This window comes from Curtobacterium sp. MCSS17_015 (assembly GCF_003234265.2).
Taxonomy (GTDB): Bacteria; Actinomycetota; Actinomycetes; order Actinomycetales; family Microbacteriaceae; genus Curtobacterium.
This window is the reverse complement of the sequence record NZ_CP126256.1, coordinates 1-14,440: the sequence shown is the minus strand read 5'-3', so window position 1 is coordinate 14,440 and position 14,440 is coordinate 1. Positions and strand designations below refer to the sequence as shown.

Genomic DNA, 14,440 nt, shown 5'->3' with positions numbered 1-14,440 from the left:
ATACCGGCCATGGCCATGGACAAGGACCGCACCAAGCCCGCCCGGAAGACCCGAGCCGACTCGGTCGACACCGCGGGGGACCAACCGAACCCCGTGTGGTTCAAGCCGGTCATGTTCGGCTTCATGCTCATCGGCCTCGCCTGGGTCATCGTCTTCTACGTCTCCGGCGGCACGCTCCCGGTCCCGACGCTGAACTCGTGGAACATCCTCATCGGCTTCGGCATCATGTTCATCGGCTTCCTCATGACCACCCGGTGGCGCTGAGCAGTCCAGCGCTCCGATCCGACGCCCGTCGCACCTGCTGGTGTGGCGGGCGTCGTCGTCTGTCCACAAGGAACTCGCCAGCGGCCCTCCTGCCGGGAGGCGCGCCCCGAGTTCTCCACAGATCGGCAGGTTCTCCACACAACGTTCCACACTCCCTGGCCGGAGTTCTCCACAGGCTCGTCCACAGTGGGGATAATCACACGGGTGTAACTCACTGGTCTCTCCACAGATGTGGACAACTTCTGGTCGAGGTGTGGAGAACGGCCGACGCCCAGCGCTGCCGGAGCGCTGACCGCTGGTCCGTGCCGGGACGGCATGCAGAACGCCCCACCGCCGGAGCGGTGGGGCGTTCTCTCGTGAGCCGTCGTGAGGTCAGGCGGAGGTGAGTGCGTACCCGACGAAGCAGAGCGCGATGGCGACCACGGCCTCCAGGACGAGGAGCGTGGTCTGCAACCCGCGCTGCCGGACGTTCCTCGTCCGCGCGAACACGAAGCCGGTGACGAAGCCGGCCAGGATGCCGCCCACGTGGGCCTGCCACGAGATGTTCGTCCCGGGCAGGAACCCGATGACCAGGTTCAACCCGATGACGACCAACAGCGAGACCGCGTTGTTCCCGAGGCTGCGCTGCAGCACGAAGAACGCCGCGAAGAGGCCGAAGATCGCACCCGACGCCCCGACCACCCAGGTTCCCGGGGCCAGGAACGTCACGAGCATGGACCCGCCGATCCCGGCGATGAAGTACAGCGCCAGGAACCGCCACGTGCCGAGCATGTTCTCGAGCATCCGACCGAAGATGAACAGTGCCCACATGTTGAAAGCGATGTGGAGGAAGCTCGAGTGCACGAACAGCACGGTGACGATCCGCCACGGCTGCGTCGGCAGCAGGGCGGAGTTGTACGCGAGCCACTGCGCGAGGAAGCCCCCGGACAGCTGGTCGAGCAGCCAGACGACCACCGAGACGGCGATCAACACGACCGTCGCCTTCTGGTCGAGCATCGCGAAGCGGCGCCGCGCGACGGTCAGGCTGCTCGGGCCGGATGCCCGACGGTTCTCCGTGAACTTCGCCCGCTGCTCACGGACGCACTCGGGGCAGTGCACCCCGACCGCTGCCGGCGTCTGGCACTCCGGGCAGATGGTCCGCCCGCAGCGCTGGCAGAGCACGAAGCTCGGCCGGTCCGGGTGCCGGTAGCAGGTGTTCGACGAAGCCGAGGTGGAGTCGGTCACCCGGGTCAGACGTCCTCGACGTCGATGCTCTGGATGACGACGTCCTCGACGGGCTTGTCACGACCGTCGGTCTGGACGCCCTCGATCGCGTCGACGACCGCGCGCGACTCGTCGTCGGCGACCTCACCGAAGATGGTGTGCTTGCCCTGCAGCCAGGGGGTCGCCACCGTGGTGATGAAGAACTGCGAGCCGTTGGTCCCGCGGCCGCCCTGGATACCGGCGTTCGCCATGGCGAAGATGTACGGGTTCTGGAACGTGAGCTCCGGCGAGATCTCGTCGTCGAAGCGGTAACCCGGGCCGCCGATGCCCTGGCCGAGCGGGTCGCCGCCCTGGATCATGAAGTCCTTGATGATGCGGTGGAAGACCACGCCGTCGTAGAGCTTGTCGGTCGACACCTTGCCGGTGCCGGGGTGCGTCCACTCCTGCGTGCCGGTCGCCAGACCGACGAAGTTCTGGACGGTCTTCGGGGCGTGGTTGCCGAAGAGGTTGACGCGGATGTCGCCCTTGTTGGTGTGGATCGTTGCGACAGCGGTGTGCAGAGACATGATCCGATTCTCTCATGTGGCGCTGGATCTGCACGGGACGCACAGCCGGTGATCTGTGACCTGTCAGCCGACCTGGTGGCAGGATGGGGGCACGTCGACCCATGGAGGTACCGAATGTCGATCGAGATCCCGCGCAAGCGCCGGAAGCAGATCAAGAAGCTCAAGGGCAAGACCGCGACGCTCCTCGGGGAGCAGCGGAAGGTCCTGGAGCACGCGAACGCCATCCTGGCCGAGGCCCGGGGACACGCCGCCGATGCTGCCCGGAAGGACCTCGCTCCCCGCGTCCAGAACGCGATCGACAACGGGCTCCGTCCCGCGGTCGCGACGGGCGTGCACGCTGCGACCTCTGCCGCTCAGAGTGCCTCGCACCGTTTCCAGTCCGAGGTCGTGCCCGGCCTCATCTCGACCGCTGGCTCCGTGCTCAGCGTCGGGGACCTGGCGAAGGACCCGCGCGTCCAGAAGATCGTGAAGGAAGCGCAGAAGCGAGGCGGGGTGTTCCTCAAGCAGGCTCCCGTCCCGGAGAAGAAGGGCATCGGCTTCGGTGGGGTCGCCCTCATCGTGGTGGGTGTCGTCGCGGTCGCCGGTGCTGCCTACGCCGCGTACCAGACGCTCCGCGCCGACGACGACCTGTGGGTCGCCGACGACGCTGACAACGCGGGCAAGCCCGCCGCCTGACCTCCTGGTTCGCTCGAAGGGCCCCGGCACTGTGCCGGGGCCCTTCGTCGTTCCCGGGAGGCCCGAGTGGCGCACGCCGGCCCGCCCGCCTCAAGGTCGCACAACACCCCGCCGTCCCGCCGCCGAGGTTCCAGAATCCGCGCACCTCGAGCGTCGAGAGCAGCACATTCCGGAACCTCGAGGAACAGCGCGCGGCACGTCGCGTAACCTCGGTGTGCAACCGACGAGGAGCCGACAACCGACGACGACGACGCGCCGCAGGAGCGGCGGCGCGGATCGGCACGACGACCGACCGCGGCGAAGCGAGGAACGAGCGGAGCAGAGCTCACGCAGAGGGAGTGGAGCCTAGGAGATTCGAACTCCTGACATCTGCCTTGCAAAGGCAGCGCTCTACCAACTGAGCTAAGGCCCCGGAGCGACCGAACCGGCCGCCACGTCGAGAGTTCCGACGCGGGAGTTGAGTTGTGGTGGGGCTACAAGGACTTGAACCTTGGACCTCTTCGTTATCAGCGAAGCGCTCTAACCGCCTGAGCTATAGCCCCTCAGACCGGATGAAAGCCTACCGTACGATCGCGCTGGAGCGAAATCGAGCCGATCGGCCCACCCGGACCGGGTCAGTTGTTGGTGAAGCCCACGAGCACGCCGCCCGTGATCCGCACGCTGAGGTTGTACAGGACGCTGACGATCGCACCGAGCACGGTCCCGACGACGACGTTGAGGATGCCGACGACGATCGAGAACCCGAGGACCTGGCCCAGCGAGAACTGGTCCATGATCGAGTAACTGTTCTGACCGGTGACGTCCTTCAACAGGCTATCGACCTGGTCGAAGACGCCGGTCTGGTTGAGGATGACCCACACCAGCGCCGTGGCCACGACGATCACGATCGAGCCGGCCAGGGCGATGAGGAACGACAGCTTCACCATCGACCAGAAGTCGACGTACACCAGGCGGAGTCGGACCTGACGAGTCCCGACGGGCCGCTTCGCTTTCCGCTGGAGCTTCTCGGCGACACTACTCATTGCTTGACTCGTCCTCTCCGGCCTCCACAGGCGCGGCGTCGGTGGGCAGCGCGTCGGTGGAGACTTCCTCCACGAGCTCTGCGTCGGCGGCGTCGGCGACCGCTTCGTCCGGGCTGACGGTCTCGACCGGGCCCGCGGGCTCGATCTCGGCGTCCGCCTGGTCGTCCAGGTTCCGCTCACTGTTCCGGGCCACGGCGATGATCCGGTCGTTCTCCGCGAACCTCGCGAAGACGACCCCCATCGTGTCGCGTCCCTTGGCGGGGACCTCGGCCACGGCAGACCTTACCACCTTGCCCGATTGCAGAACGACGAGCACCTCGTCGTCCTCGCCGACGATGAGCGCACCGACCAGGTCACCGCGATCGGCAGCCAGGCGGGCCACCTTGATGCCGAGGCCGCCGCGTCCCTGGGTGCGGTACTGGTCGACGGAGGTGCGCTTGGCGTAGCCGCCCTCGGTCATGACCCAGACGAACCCGTCGTCGGACACGACCGACGCCGACAGCAACGAGTCGTCACCACGGAAGGACATGCCCTTCACGCCGGAGGTCGATCGACCCATCGGGCGCAGGGTGTCGTTCGTCGCCGTGAAGCGGAGCGACATCCCGTGGCGGGAGACCAGCAGCAGGTCGTCGTGCTCGTCGACCAGCAGCGCGGACCGGAGCTTGTCACCCTCGCGGAGGTTGATCGCGATGATGCCGCCGGTGCGGTTCGTGTCGTACTCGGTGAGCGCGGTCTTCTTCACGAGACCCTGCTCGGTCGCGAGGACGAGGTACTGCGCTGCCTCGTAGTCGCGGATGTCGAGGACCTGCTGGATCTGCTCGTCCGGCTGCATCGCGAGGAGGTTCGCCGAGTGCTGGCCCTTGGCGTCGCGCCCGGCCTCCTGCAGCTCGTACGCCTTCGCGCGGTACACCCGGCCCTGGTCCGTGAGGAACAGCAGCCAGTGGTGGGTCGTCGTGACGAAGAAGTGCTCGACGACGTCGTCCGCGCGGAGCTGGGCGCCGCGGACACCACGACCGCCGCGGTGCTGCGAGCGGTACTGGTCGCTCCGGGTGCGCTTGACGTAGCCACCGCGGGTGATGGTGACGACGACCTCTTCTTCCGGGATGAGGTCTTCCATGCTCATGTCGCCGTCGAAGCCGAGCATGATCTCGGTCCGACGGTCGTCACCGAAGCGGTCGACGATCTCGGTGAGCTCGTCGATGATGATCGAGCGCTGGCGCTCTGGACGGGCGAGGATGTCCTCGAAGTCCGCGATCTTCAGCTCGAGCGCTTCGGCCTCCTCGTGGATCTTCTGGCGCTCGAGGGCGGCCAGACGACGCAGCTGGAGTTCGAGGATCGCGCGGGCCTGGATCTCGTCGACCGAGAGCAGCTCCATGAGGCCGTTCCGAGCCTCCTCGACGTCGGGCGACCGGCGGATGAGGGCGATGACCTCGTCGAGGGCGTCGAGCGCCGCCAGGTACCCACGCAGGATGTGCGCGCGCTTCTCGGCCTCACGCAGGCGGAACCGGGTCCGCCGGACGATGACCTCGATCTGGTGGTCGACCCACGCACTGATGAACCCGTCGAGTGCGAGCGTGCGCGGCACTCCGTCGACGATGGCGAGCATGTTCGCGCCGAAGTTCTCCTGCAGCTGCGTGTGCTTGTACAGGTTGTTGAGCACGACCTTGGCGACCGCGTCACGCTTCAGCACGATGACGAGCCGCTGACCGGTCCGGCCCGACGTCTCGTCGCGGATGTCGGCGACGCCGGCGAGACGGCCGTCCTTGACGAGTTCCGCGATCTTGATCGCCAGGTTGTCCGGGTTGACCTGGTACGGCAGTTCGGTGACGACGAGGCAGGTGCGGCCCTGGATCTCCTCGACGTTGACCACGGCGCGCATGGTGATGGAGCCACGACCGGTCCGGTAGGCGTCCACGATCCCGCGGGTGCCGAGGATCTGCGCCCCGGTCGGGAAGTCCGGACCCTTGATGCGCTGCATGAGCGCCTCGAGGAGCTCTTCACGCGTGGCGTCCGGGTGCTCGAGCGCCCAGACGGCGCCGGCGGCGACCTCGCGCAGGTTGTGCGGGGGGATGTTCGTCGCCATGCCGACCGCGATGCCGACGGAACCGTTGACGAGCAGGTTCGGGAACCGCGACGGCAGGATCGACGGCTCCTGCGTGCGACCGTCGTAGTTGTCCTGGAAGTCGACGGTCTCTTCCTCGATGTCCCGCACCATCTCGAGGGCGAGCGGGGCCATCTTCGTCTCGGTGTACCGCGGGGCTGCGGCGCCGTCGTTGCCCGGCGACCCGAAGTTGCCCTGACCGAGCGCGAGTGGGTAGCGGAGCGACCACGGCTGCACGAGCCGGACGAGTGCGTCGTAGATCGCGCTGTCGCCGTGCGGGTGGAACTGACCCATGACGTCGCCGACGACGCGCGAGCACTTCGAGAAGGCACGGTCCGGTCGGTAGCCACCGTCGTACATCGCGTAGATCACGCGACGGTGCACCGGCTTCAGACCGTCGCGCACCTCTGGCAGGGCACGGCCGACGATGACGGACATCGCGTAGTCGAGGTACGAGCGCTGCATCTCGAGCTGCAGGTCGACCTGCGAGATGCGGTCACCGGAGACGACGATGTCCCCGCTGGAGCCGTGCACGATCTCGGGCTCGTCGGCGCCGTTCTCGTTGTCGTCAGCCATGTGCTTGCGTTGCCTTCCTTGACAGCCTGGAGGCTCGTCGTCCGTTGGTCACGCCGGGCGCGACCAGAAGGGGTCGGGTCGGGTCGACGCGGCGTGCGCCGCGCCTCCCGGCCTAGATGTCCAAGAAGCGGACGTCCTTCGCGTTCTGCTGGATGAACTGGCGACGGGACTCGACGTCCTCGCCCATCAGCGTCGCGAAGACGCTGTCCACCGCGGCGGCGTCCTCGAGCGTGACCTGCAGGAGCGTGCGGGTGTCCGGGTTCATCGTGGTGTCCCACAGCTCCTTGTAGTCCATCTCGCCGAGGCCCTTGTAACGCTGGATGCCGTTGTCCTTCGGGATGCGCTTGCCGGCGGCGATGCCGGACTGCAGCATCGCGTCGCGCTCGCGGTCGCTGAAGACGTACTGGTCGGCCGCGTTCGACCACTTCAGGCGGTACAGCGGCGGCTGCGCGAGGTACACGTAGCCACGCTCGATGAGCGGCCGCATGTAGCGGAACAGCAGCGTGAGCAGCAGCGTGGTGATGTGCTGGCCGTCGACGTCGGCATCCGCCATCAGCACGATCTTGTGGTATCGGGCCTTGTCCGGGTCGAAGTCCTCGCCGATGCCGGCGCCGAACGCCGTGATCATCGACTGGATCTCCTGGTTCGCCAGGGCACGGTCGAGGCGGGCCTTCTCGACGTTGAGGATCTTGCCGCGCAGCGGCAGGATCGCCTGCGTCATCGGGTTGCGCCCCTGCACGGCGGAACCGCCGGCGGAGTCGCCCTCCACCATGAAGATCTCCGACAGGGTCGGGTCCTTCGACTGGCAGTCCTTGAGCTTGCCGGGCATGCCGCCCGACTCGAGCAGCCCCTTGCGCCGGGTGGTCTCGCGGGCCTTGCGGGCGGCGAGACGGGCCTGGGAGGCCTGGATCGCCTTCCGCACGACGTCACGCGCCTGCGACGGGTTGCTCTCGAACCAGTGCACGAGCTCCGTGCCGACGACGCGCTGGACGAAGGACTTCGCCTCGGTGTTGCCGAGCTTCGTCTTGGTCTGGCCCTCGAACTGCGGTTCGCCGAGCTTGACGGAGATGACGGCCGTCAGGCCCTCGCGGATGTCGTCACCCGTGAGGTTGTCGTCCTTCTCCTTGATGATCTTCGTCTCACGCGCGTAGCGGTTGACGAGCGTCGTCAGTGCCGCGCGGAAGCCCTCTTCGTGGGTGCCGCCCTCGTGCGTGTTGATCGTGTTCGCGAAGGTGTGGACGCTCTCCTGGTACGAGGTGTTCCACTGCATCGCGACCTCGAGTGCGATCTTGCGCTCGGTGTCCTCGGCCTCGAAGCCGATGACGTCGGGGTGGACCAGGTCGGCCTTCTTCTGCGCGTTGAGGTACTCGACGTAGTCGGCCAGGCCGCGCTCGTAGCGGAAGGAGTCCTTACGGGCCTCTTCGCCCTCGTCGGGGACGCGCTCGTCCGTCAGGGTGATGCGCAGTCCCTTGTTGAGGAACGCCATCTGCTGGAACCGGGTGCGGAGCGTCTCGTAGTCGAACTCGACGGACTCGAAGATCTCGGCGTTCGGCCAGAACGTGATCGTCGTGCCGGTCTCGTCGGAGGCTTCGTCCTGCGACAGCGGCGCGACGGGGACACCGTCGGTGTAGCTCTGCCGCCACACGTGTCCCTGGCGACGGACCTCGACGTCGAGTTCGCTCGAGAGCGCGTTCACGACGGAGGACCCGACCCCGTGCAGCCCGCCGGAGACCGCGTAGCCGCCGCCGCCGAACTTGCCGCCGGCGTGCAGGACGGTCAGGACGAGCTGCACCGTCGAGATGCCCTCGTTCGGGTGGATGTCGACCGGGATGCCTCGACCGTTGTCGACCACCCGGACGCCGCCGTCTTCACGGATGGTGACGTCGATGGTGTCGCAGTACCCGGCAAGTGCCTCGTCGACGGAGTTGTCGACGATCTCCTGGACCAGGTGGTGCAGACCACGGGGACCGGTCGAGCCGATGTACATGCCCGGGCGCTTCCGGACGGCTTCTAGCCCCTCGAGCACCTGGATCTGGTCCGCGCCGTACGATGGTTCGCTCTGCGGGGCCTGCTCCTGCGGCTGGGCCTCGTCGCTCTGCGGGTCTCGCTGCTCGTCGTCAGATTCAGATGTCATGTCGGGAGTGCTCCTGCCTGCGCACGGAACACCCGCGCACTGCACTCGCCAGTCTACCGCAGGGACGGCTCCGACCGGAGGCCGTACGGCTCACAGAGCGACGAACTTCCGACGGATGGATGATTTCGTCTGGTCAACCGTAGGTATCGCGGGGGCCGCGCCCCTGGACCGACCTGAGGCCGCGTTTCCACGTGGGGGCGTCCGGGCCGGAAACCCGGATCGATTCCACGCCCGCCGCCGGGTACCGCTGGGCGATCGTCGTCGTGACGGTCCCGCGCATGAGTCGCAGTTGCGTCGCCCAGGCCGTCGAGTCACACCGGATCACGAGCGCACCGTCCTCGATCGTCACCGGGTTCGAGTGCTTCGCGAGCTCCTCGCCGACGACGCTCGGCCAGTCGACGAACAGTTCGGACCGGGCGAGCGGCTCCGTCCAGCCGAGCTCGGCGGTCAACGCACCCATCACGTCACCGAGGCCGGTGGGTTCACGTCCCTTCCCGTACGGCACCGAGTCCGGGTCCTGTCCGGCTGCGCGGCGGCGCCGGGCGTCGACCCCGCGCTTCGACGGGTCGCCGAACACCGCCTTGAAGTGCTGGTAGACGCGCGACGGCTCGGCCGGCTTCCAGGGCTTCGGCATCAGGGTGCCGTCCCGTCCGCGGCGTCGTCCGCGTCCCGGACGATCGCGCCCGCTTCGATCCGCACGGTGTGTGCCGCGAGCTGACCCGGCACGTCGCCGTGCACGGCGGCCGTGATGAGCACCTGCTCGTAGTCCGCGACCGCCCCGGCCAGGCGCTCCCGGCGGGATTCGTCGAGCTCCGCGAACACGTCGTCGAGGATGATGATCGGGTCGCCGAGAGAGGACTCGGCACGCAGGATCGTCGCCGACGCCAGTTGAACGGCCAGCGCGAAGGACCAGGACTCACCATGACTGGCGTACCCGCGGGCCGGTAACCCGTTCAGCTCGAAGAGCACGTCGTCGCGATGGGGTCCGGTGAGCGTCAGACCGCGGTCCAGTTCGTCCCGCCGACGGCGCTCGAGCGCCCCGCGGAACGCCTCTGCCGCGGACGCGATCGTGACGGGTTCCTCAGGCGTCCCGAGGACCGGGTCGGTGGCCGCCGCGTCCTCCGGATCAGCACCCCGCACGCTGAGGACACCGGCGATCGACGCCTGGTGCCGCTCACCCGCGACCGTCGCGTACGACTCGGTCACGAACGGTGCCAGTCGGCGGGTGAGGTGGTCGCGGGCGGCGATGATCTCGGCGCCGAACGCCACGAGCCGGTCGTCCCAGACGTCGAGCGTGGAGAGCGCCCCGGCCTTCGCCCCGCTCGCCCGTGCCGACTTCAGCAGGGTGTTGCGTTGCCGGAGCGTCCGGTCGTAGTCGGCGAGGACGCTCTGCATGCGCGGCGCGATCTGGACGAGGAGCTCGTCGATCATGCGGCGCCGACCGGAGGGCTCCCCACGCACGAGAGCCAGGTCCTCGGGGGCGAACAACACGCTCGTGCAGTAGCGCGGGAGCTCGCGGGGCTTGATGGCCGACCGGTTCACCTGCGCCCGGTTCGACCCGGTCCGGTTGATCTGCACCTCGGCGAGGATGCTGCGGTCCTCGTGCGCGAGCCGTGCCCGGACGATCGCCGAGTCACATCCCTGCCGCACGAGCGCGGCGTCGGTGGGGACGCGGTGCGACCCGAGGGTCGAGAGGTAGCCGATCGACTCGACCAGGTTGGTCTTGCCCTGGCCGTTGCGGCCGACGAACAGGTTCGGCCCGCGTGCGAAGTCGACGTCCGCCTCCCGGTAGTTCCGGAAGTCGGAGAGTTGCAGATGGTCGACGTGCACGCGGGCCGAAACGGGTCGAGGGGGTTACCCCGACCGGCTACGCCTTCTTGACGGCGTGGCCGCCGAACTGGTTGCGGAGCGCCGCGACGGCCTTCATCGTCGGGGACGCGCTGCCCTGACGCGAGACGAAGCGCGCGAAGATGGACGCCGAGATCGCGGGCATCGGCACCGCGTGCTCGATGGCCTCTTCCAGGGTCCACCGGCCCTCGCCGGAGTCCTCCACGTAGCCCTCGATGGCGTCGAGCTTCGGGTCCTCGTTGAGCGCGAGGACCATGAGGTCGAGCAGCCAGGAGCGCACGACGGTGCCGCGCTGCCATCCGGCGAACACGGCGGGGACGTCCTTGATGATGTCCTTCGCCTCGAGGAGCTCGTAGCCCTCGCCGTACGCCTGCATGATCGCGTACTCGATGCCGTTGTGGACCATCTTCGCGTAGTGGCCCGCGCCGATGCCGCCGGCGTGCGAGAAGCCCTCTTCGCGCGGACCCTCGGGGCGCAGTGCGTCGAAGACGGGCATCGCGAACTCGACGTCCTCGGCAGCACCGCCGGCCATGAGGCCGTAGCCGTTGTCCTTGCCCCAGACACCGCCCGAGACGCCCACGTCCATGTAGCGGATGCCCTTGGCAGCGAGCTGCTCGGCGTGGATGGTGTCGTCGACCCACTTCGAGTTGCCACCGTCGATGACGAGGTCGCCCTCGCCGAGCACGCCGGCCAGGTCGGTGATCACGTCATGGGTGATCTTGCCGTGCGGGACCATGACCCACACGAGACGCTTGCTGTCGGTGAGGGCTTCTGCCAGGGCGCCGAGGTCGGCGACGTCCGAGACGGCGGGGTTGGCGTCGTACCCGACGACGTCGATCCCTGCGTTGCGCAGACGCGCACGCATGTTGTTGCCCATCTTCCCGAGGCCGACAAGACCGATCTGCATGATTTCCTCTTCTTCGTCGATGTCGCGCTGATGCTGGTGTCCACGCGTCAGCGCTGGATGGCTGTTGCGGCTAGCGCAGCAGCAGGTTGGGCTGCAGCAGGTACCGGTACCCGTCCGTGGCAGGTTCCTCTCGCGAGGACTGCCCGGTGATCAGGACCGGTCCGGGCTTGTTCGGGTTCTCCGTCTTCGTGAAGGAGATCCGGACGAACTCGGAGTGCACCGCATTCAACCCGTCCAGGAGGAACGCCGGCTTCAGGGAGACCACCGTTTCCTCACCGGTCAGCAACGCATCGATCGACTCTGACGCCTGCGCTTGTTCGGAACCGATCGCCTCGAGCGTCAGCCCGTCGACCGAGAAGGAGAACCGGAGGGCCGCTTCGCGCTCCAGGACGAGGGAGACCCGTCGGACGGCCTCGACCAGTTCAGCGGTGTTGATCACCGCGTGGTCCTGCACCGTGTCGGGGAAGAGCCGGCGGACCGGCGGGTAGTTGCCCTTGATGAGCAGGGACGTGACGGTCTTGTCCTCGGCCTGGAACGCGATGAGTTCGCGGTCGGAACCGCCGCTGATCGAGACCGAGACGGTGGTCGCCGACCCGAACGTGCGGCCGACTTCCTGGAGGGTCCGCGCCGGGACGAGCGCGTGCAGGGTCGTCGCGGAGTCGGTGTCTCCGCCGGGGCGACCCGAGTCCCACTGGATGGTCCGGACGGCGACGCGGTAGCGGTCGGTCGCGATGAGCGAGACGTCGCTCTCCCCGACCTCGAGCTGGACGCCGGTGATGACCGGGGTGACGTCGTCACGGCTGGCGGCGACGGCGACCTGGGACACGGCCTCGGAGAACGAGTCACCCGGGATGACACCCGTCTGGGGACCGATCTCGGGGAGCGTCGGGTACTCCTCCACCGGCATGGAGAGCAGCGTGAAGTGCGCCGACCCGCAGGTGACGGTGATGCGGGAGTCCTCGGTGGAGAACGTGACCGGGGCGTTCGGCAGGCGGCTCGCGATGTCGTTCAACAGCCGGCCGGAGACGAGCACCGTGCCGGGATCGTCGATCTGGGCGGCGATCGACGTCTGCGCCGAGACCTCGTAGTCGAACGAGGAGAGCGTCAGCCGGTCACCGTCTGCGTGGATCAGCACGCCGGAGAGGATCGGGAGGGTCGTGCGCTGTGGGAGGAGCTTCACCGCGAAGGAGACGGCTTCGGAGAAGACGTCCCGGTTGACCTCGAACTTCACAGCGTGGACCCCTGTCGATCGGTTGACTGCCCGGCCGCCCCATTGTGGCACAGCGGCGGGAGACCGCGGATTCCTGTCATCCCGCCGTCCACAAGGTTGGCCCAGGGAGAGGGAGAGAGAAGAGAGGAGTAATGGTCTTAACGCCTGTGCACACTGTGGACAACTCTGGGGATGCCGCTCCTGGACTGGGAACTACAACCGTGTGACTTGTTGGCGGCGTGTGAGCGCCCTCTGGATGAGGATTGGTCGTCTATCCACTTCCATCCCCAGTTTCCACAACCAAGCCTTGGCCTGTGAACAAGCGAGCGGCGTGTCCTCCACAGTTATCCACAGGCTTTCCACACTGTGGGGAATCCGCCGCATGGAACCGTCTCAGATGGTGGACACACGCAGAAGGAGGCCGATCCCGGGTCTGGGACGGGCCTCCTGGACGGGGGGTGGCGGGGAGCCGCTCGCTACCGGTACCGGCGGTCCTGCTTGATCCGACTGGTCAGTTCGGTGACCTGGTTGTAGATCGAGCGGCGCTCCTTCATGAGCTCCGCGATCTTCTTGTTCGCGTACATGACCGTCGTGTGGTCACGGTTCCCGAACAGCTGACCGATCTTCGGCAGCGACAGGCTCGTCAGCTCGCGGCACAGGTACATCGCGATCTGGCGGGCGGTCGCGATCGCCTGTGAGCGGGACGAGCCGTAGAGGTCGTCGACCGAGAGCTTGAAGTACTCCGCGGTGTGGTTGATGATGTCCGTCGGCGCGATGACGTTGTCCTCGTCGAGCGTGATGAGGTCCTTGAGGACCGTCTGCACCAGCGCCATGTCGACGGCTGTCCGGTTCAGGCTCGCGAACGCGGTCACCCGGATGAGCGTGCCCTCGAGCTCGCGGATGTTGCTCGACACCTTCGACGCGATGAACTCGAGGATGTCGTCCGGCACCTGCAGGTGGTCCGACTGCGCCTTCTTGCGGAGGATCGCGATCCGGGTTTCGAGGTCCGGCGCCTGCACGTCGGTGATGAGGCCCCATTCGAAGCGGCTGCGCATCCGGTCCTCGAAGCCGGTGAGGTGCTTCGGGGCGACGTCCGACGTGATCACGACCTGCTTGTTGTGGTCGTGGAGGGTGTTGAAGGTGTGGAAGAACGCCTCCTGCGTCGAGTCCTTGCCCTGCAGGAACTGGATGTCGTCGATGAGCAGGATGTCGATGTCGCGGTACCGCTGCTGGAACTGGTTCGAGCGGTTGTTCGCGATCGAGTTGATGAAGTCGTTCGTGAACTCCTCGCTCGACACGTACCGCACCCGGATCCCCGGGTAGAGGCTCTCGGCGTAGTGACCGATCGCGTGCAGCAGGTGGGTCTTGCCGAGACCGGAGTCGCCGTAGATGAAGAGCGGGTTGTAGGCCTTCGCCGGCGCTTCCGCCACGGCGACCGCGGCTGCATGGGCGAACCGGTTCGAGGCACCGATGACGAAGTTGTCGAAGTTGTACTTCGGGTTGAGCCGGGACTCGGGGCGACCACTGGTGCCCGGGGAGTCGACCTGGCTCGGGACGAACGGCGCCTCGATGTACTGGCGGGGAGCGGCGCTCTGCTGCACCTGCTCCTGGACGGGCTCGGCGTAGGACGGCACCGCGACCGCGTCGACCCGCGGCTCCGAGGCCATGTCGGGGTTGACCGTGATCGCGAAGTTCGCCACCGAGTCGTCACCGATGCGTGAGACCGCCTCGGTGATGGGGACCCGGATGCGCTGCTCGAGCATGCCGCGGGTGAGGTCGTTCGGCACCTCGAGGTACAGGGTCCCGGCGAGCACGCCCTTCGGCTCGACGAGGTTGAGGAAGCCGTGCAGCTGGGGGGTGATCCGGTCGTCGTCGGACAGGATCCCGAGCACTGACGACCACAGGTCCTCGACGGGGTCGGCCGGCATCGTCAT

12 protein-coding genes and 2 tRNA genes are annotated in these 14,440 nt (G+C 67.5%); 2 read left to right on the top strand and 12 right to left on the bottom strand.

Annotated elements, in window-relative coordinates; translation table 11 throughout:
• The first annotated feature begins 9 nt into the window (after positions 1-9).
• Positions 10-264 (top strand): cell division protein CrgA, encoded by a 255-nt coding sequence (locus DEJ18_RS00070; protein WP_111082088.1) that lies wholly within the window; start codon positions 10-12, stop codon positions 262-264.
• Between the two features lie 372 nt (positions 265-636).
• Here DEJ18_RS00070 and DEJ18_RS00065 read toward each other — a convergent pair whose 3' ends face one another.
• Both DEJ18_RS00065 and DEJ18_RS00060 read right to left on the bottom strand, forming a co-directional pair.
• On the bottom strand, positions 637-1,488 hold the full coding sequence (locus tag DEJ18_RS00065; RefSeq protein ID WP_111082089.1) for a rhomboid family intramembrane serine protease: 852 nt from the start codon (positions 1,486-1,488) through the stop codon (positions 637-639).
• A 5-nt stretch (positions 1,489-1,493) separates the two neighbouring features.
• On the bottom strand, positions 1,494-2,033 hold the full coding sequence (locus tag DEJ18_RS00060; protein WP_111082090.1) for a peptidylprolyl isomerase: 540 nt from the start codon (positions 2,031-2,033) through the stop codon (positions 1,494-1,496).
• Positions 2,034-2,147: 114 nt separating this feature from the next.
• On the opposite strand from DEJ18_RS00060, the gene DEJ18_RS00055 reads away from it, so the two are divergent.
• A complete protein-coding gene (locus DEJ18_RS00055) occupies positions 2,148-2,708 on the top strand; it encodes a hypothetical protein (protein WP_111209840.1) in 561 nt (186 codons plus the stop codon).
• A gap of 339 nt (positions 2,709-3,047) precedes the next feature.
• On the opposite strand, the gene DEJ18_RS00050 is transcribed toward DEJ18_RS00055, so the two are convergent.
• The 10 genes from DEJ18_RS00050 to dnaA all read right to left on the bottom strand — a co-directional run bounded on the left by DEJ18_RS00050 (position 3,048) and on the right by dnaA (position 14,440).
• Positions 3,048-3,120, bottom strand: a tRNA-Ala gene (locus tag DEJ18_RS00050).
• A 53-nt stretch (positions 3,121-3,173) separates the two neighbouring features.
• A tRNA-Ile gene (locus DEJ18_RS00045) sits at positions 3,174-3,250 on the bottom strand.
• A gap of 72 nt (positions 3,251-3,322) precedes the next feature.
• On the bottom strand, positions 3,323-3,730 hold the full coding sequence (locus DEJ18_RS00040; RefSeq protein ID WP_111082092.1) for a DUF3566 domain-containing protein: 408 nt from the start codon (positions 3,728-3,730) through the stop codon (positions 3,323-3,325).
• Entirely contained in the window at positions 3,723-6,407 is a 2,685-nt protein-coding gene (gene gyrA, locus DEJ18_RS00035; protein WP_181431189.1) for a DNA gyrase subunit A, read from the bottom strand. Before gyrA ends, DEJ18_RS00040 begins: the two co-directional genes overlap by 8 nt.
• A gap of 112 nt (positions 6,408-6,519) precedes the next feature.
• Positions 6,520-8,541 carry a DNA topoisomerase (ATP-hydrolyzing) subunit B gene (gene gyrB / locus DEJ18_RS00030; protein WP_111209841.1) on the bottom strand — a complete coding sequence of 674 codons (2,022 nt, stop codon included), beginning with the start codon at positions 8,539-8,541 and terminating at the stop codon, positions 6,520-6,522.
• A 133-nt stretch (positions 8,542-8,674) separates the two neighbouring features.
• Positions 8,675-9,175, bottom strand: coding sequence for a DciA family protein (locus DEJ18_RS00025; protein WP_111082094.1), 501 nt, complete (start codon positions 9,173-9,175; stop codon positions 8,675-8,677).
• The gene (gene recF, locus DEJ18_RS00020; RefSeq protein ID WP_111209842.1) at positions 9,175-10,371 is read right to left on the bottom strand and encodes a DNA replication/repair protein RecF; all 1,197 of its coding nucleotides are present in this window, start codon (positions 10,369-10,371) and stop codon (positions 9,175-9,177) included. Before recF ends, DEJ18_RS00025 begins: the two co-directional genes overlap by 1 nt.
• Before the next feature lie 37 nt (positions 10,372-10,408).
• Positions 10,409-11,317, bottom strand: a complete 909-nt coding sequence (gene gnd, locus DEJ18_RS00015) for a phosphogluconate dehydrogenase (NAD(+)-dependent, decarboxylating) (RefSeq protein WP_349775062.1) — start codon at positions 11,315-11,317, stop codon at positions 10,409-10,411.
• A gap of 49 nt (positions 11,318-11,366) precedes the next feature.
• Complete coding sequence (gene dnaN / locus DEJ18_RS00010; RefSeq protein ID WP_111209844.1) at positions 11,367-12,527, bottom strand: DNA polymerase III subunit beta; 1,161 nt, start codon at positions 12,525-12,527, stop codon at positions 11,367-11,369.
• A 455-nt stretch (positions 12,528-12,982) separates the two neighbouring features.
• The gene (dnaA, locus tag DEJ18_RS00005; RefSeq protein ID WP_111209845.1) at positions 12,983-14,440 is read right to left on the bottom strand and encodes a chromosomal replication initiator protein DnaA; all 1,458 of its coding nucleotides are present in this window, start codon (positions 14,438-14,440) and stop codon (positions 12,983-12,985) included.

Coding starts and splice junctions, on each gene's coding strand:
- DEJ18_RS00070 (WP_111082088.1), top strand. CDS start 10: ATGGCCATGGACAAGGACCGCACCAAGCCCGCCCGGAAGACCCGAGCC.
- DEJ18_RS00060 (WP_111082090.1), bottom strand. CDS start 2,033: ATGTCTCTGCACACCGCTGTCGCAACGATCCACACCAACAAGGGCGAC.
- DEJ18_RS00055 (WP_111209840.1), top strand. CDS start 2,148: ATGTCGATCGAGATCCCGCGCAAGCGCCGGAAGCAGATCAAGAAGCTC.
- DEJ18_RS00040 (WP_111082092.1), bottom strand. CDS start 3,730: ATGAGTAGTGTCGCCGAGAAGCTCCAGCGGAAAGCGAAGCGGCCCGTC.
- gyrA (WP_181431189.1), bottom strand. CDS start 6,407: ATGGCTGACGACAACGAGAACGGCGCCGACGAGCCCGAGATCGTGCAC.
- gyrB (WP_111209841.1), bottom strand. CDS start 8,541: ATGACATCTGAATCTGACGACGAGCAGCGAGACCCGCAGAGCGACGAG.
- DEJ18_RS00025 (WP_111082094.1), bottom strand. CDS start 9,175: ATGCCGAAGCCCTGGAAGCCGGCCGAGCCGTCGCGCGTCTACCAGCAC.
- dnaA (WP_111209845.1), bottom strand. CDS start 14,440: ATGACGATGCCGGCCGACCCCGTCGAGGACCTGTGGTCGTCAGTGCTC.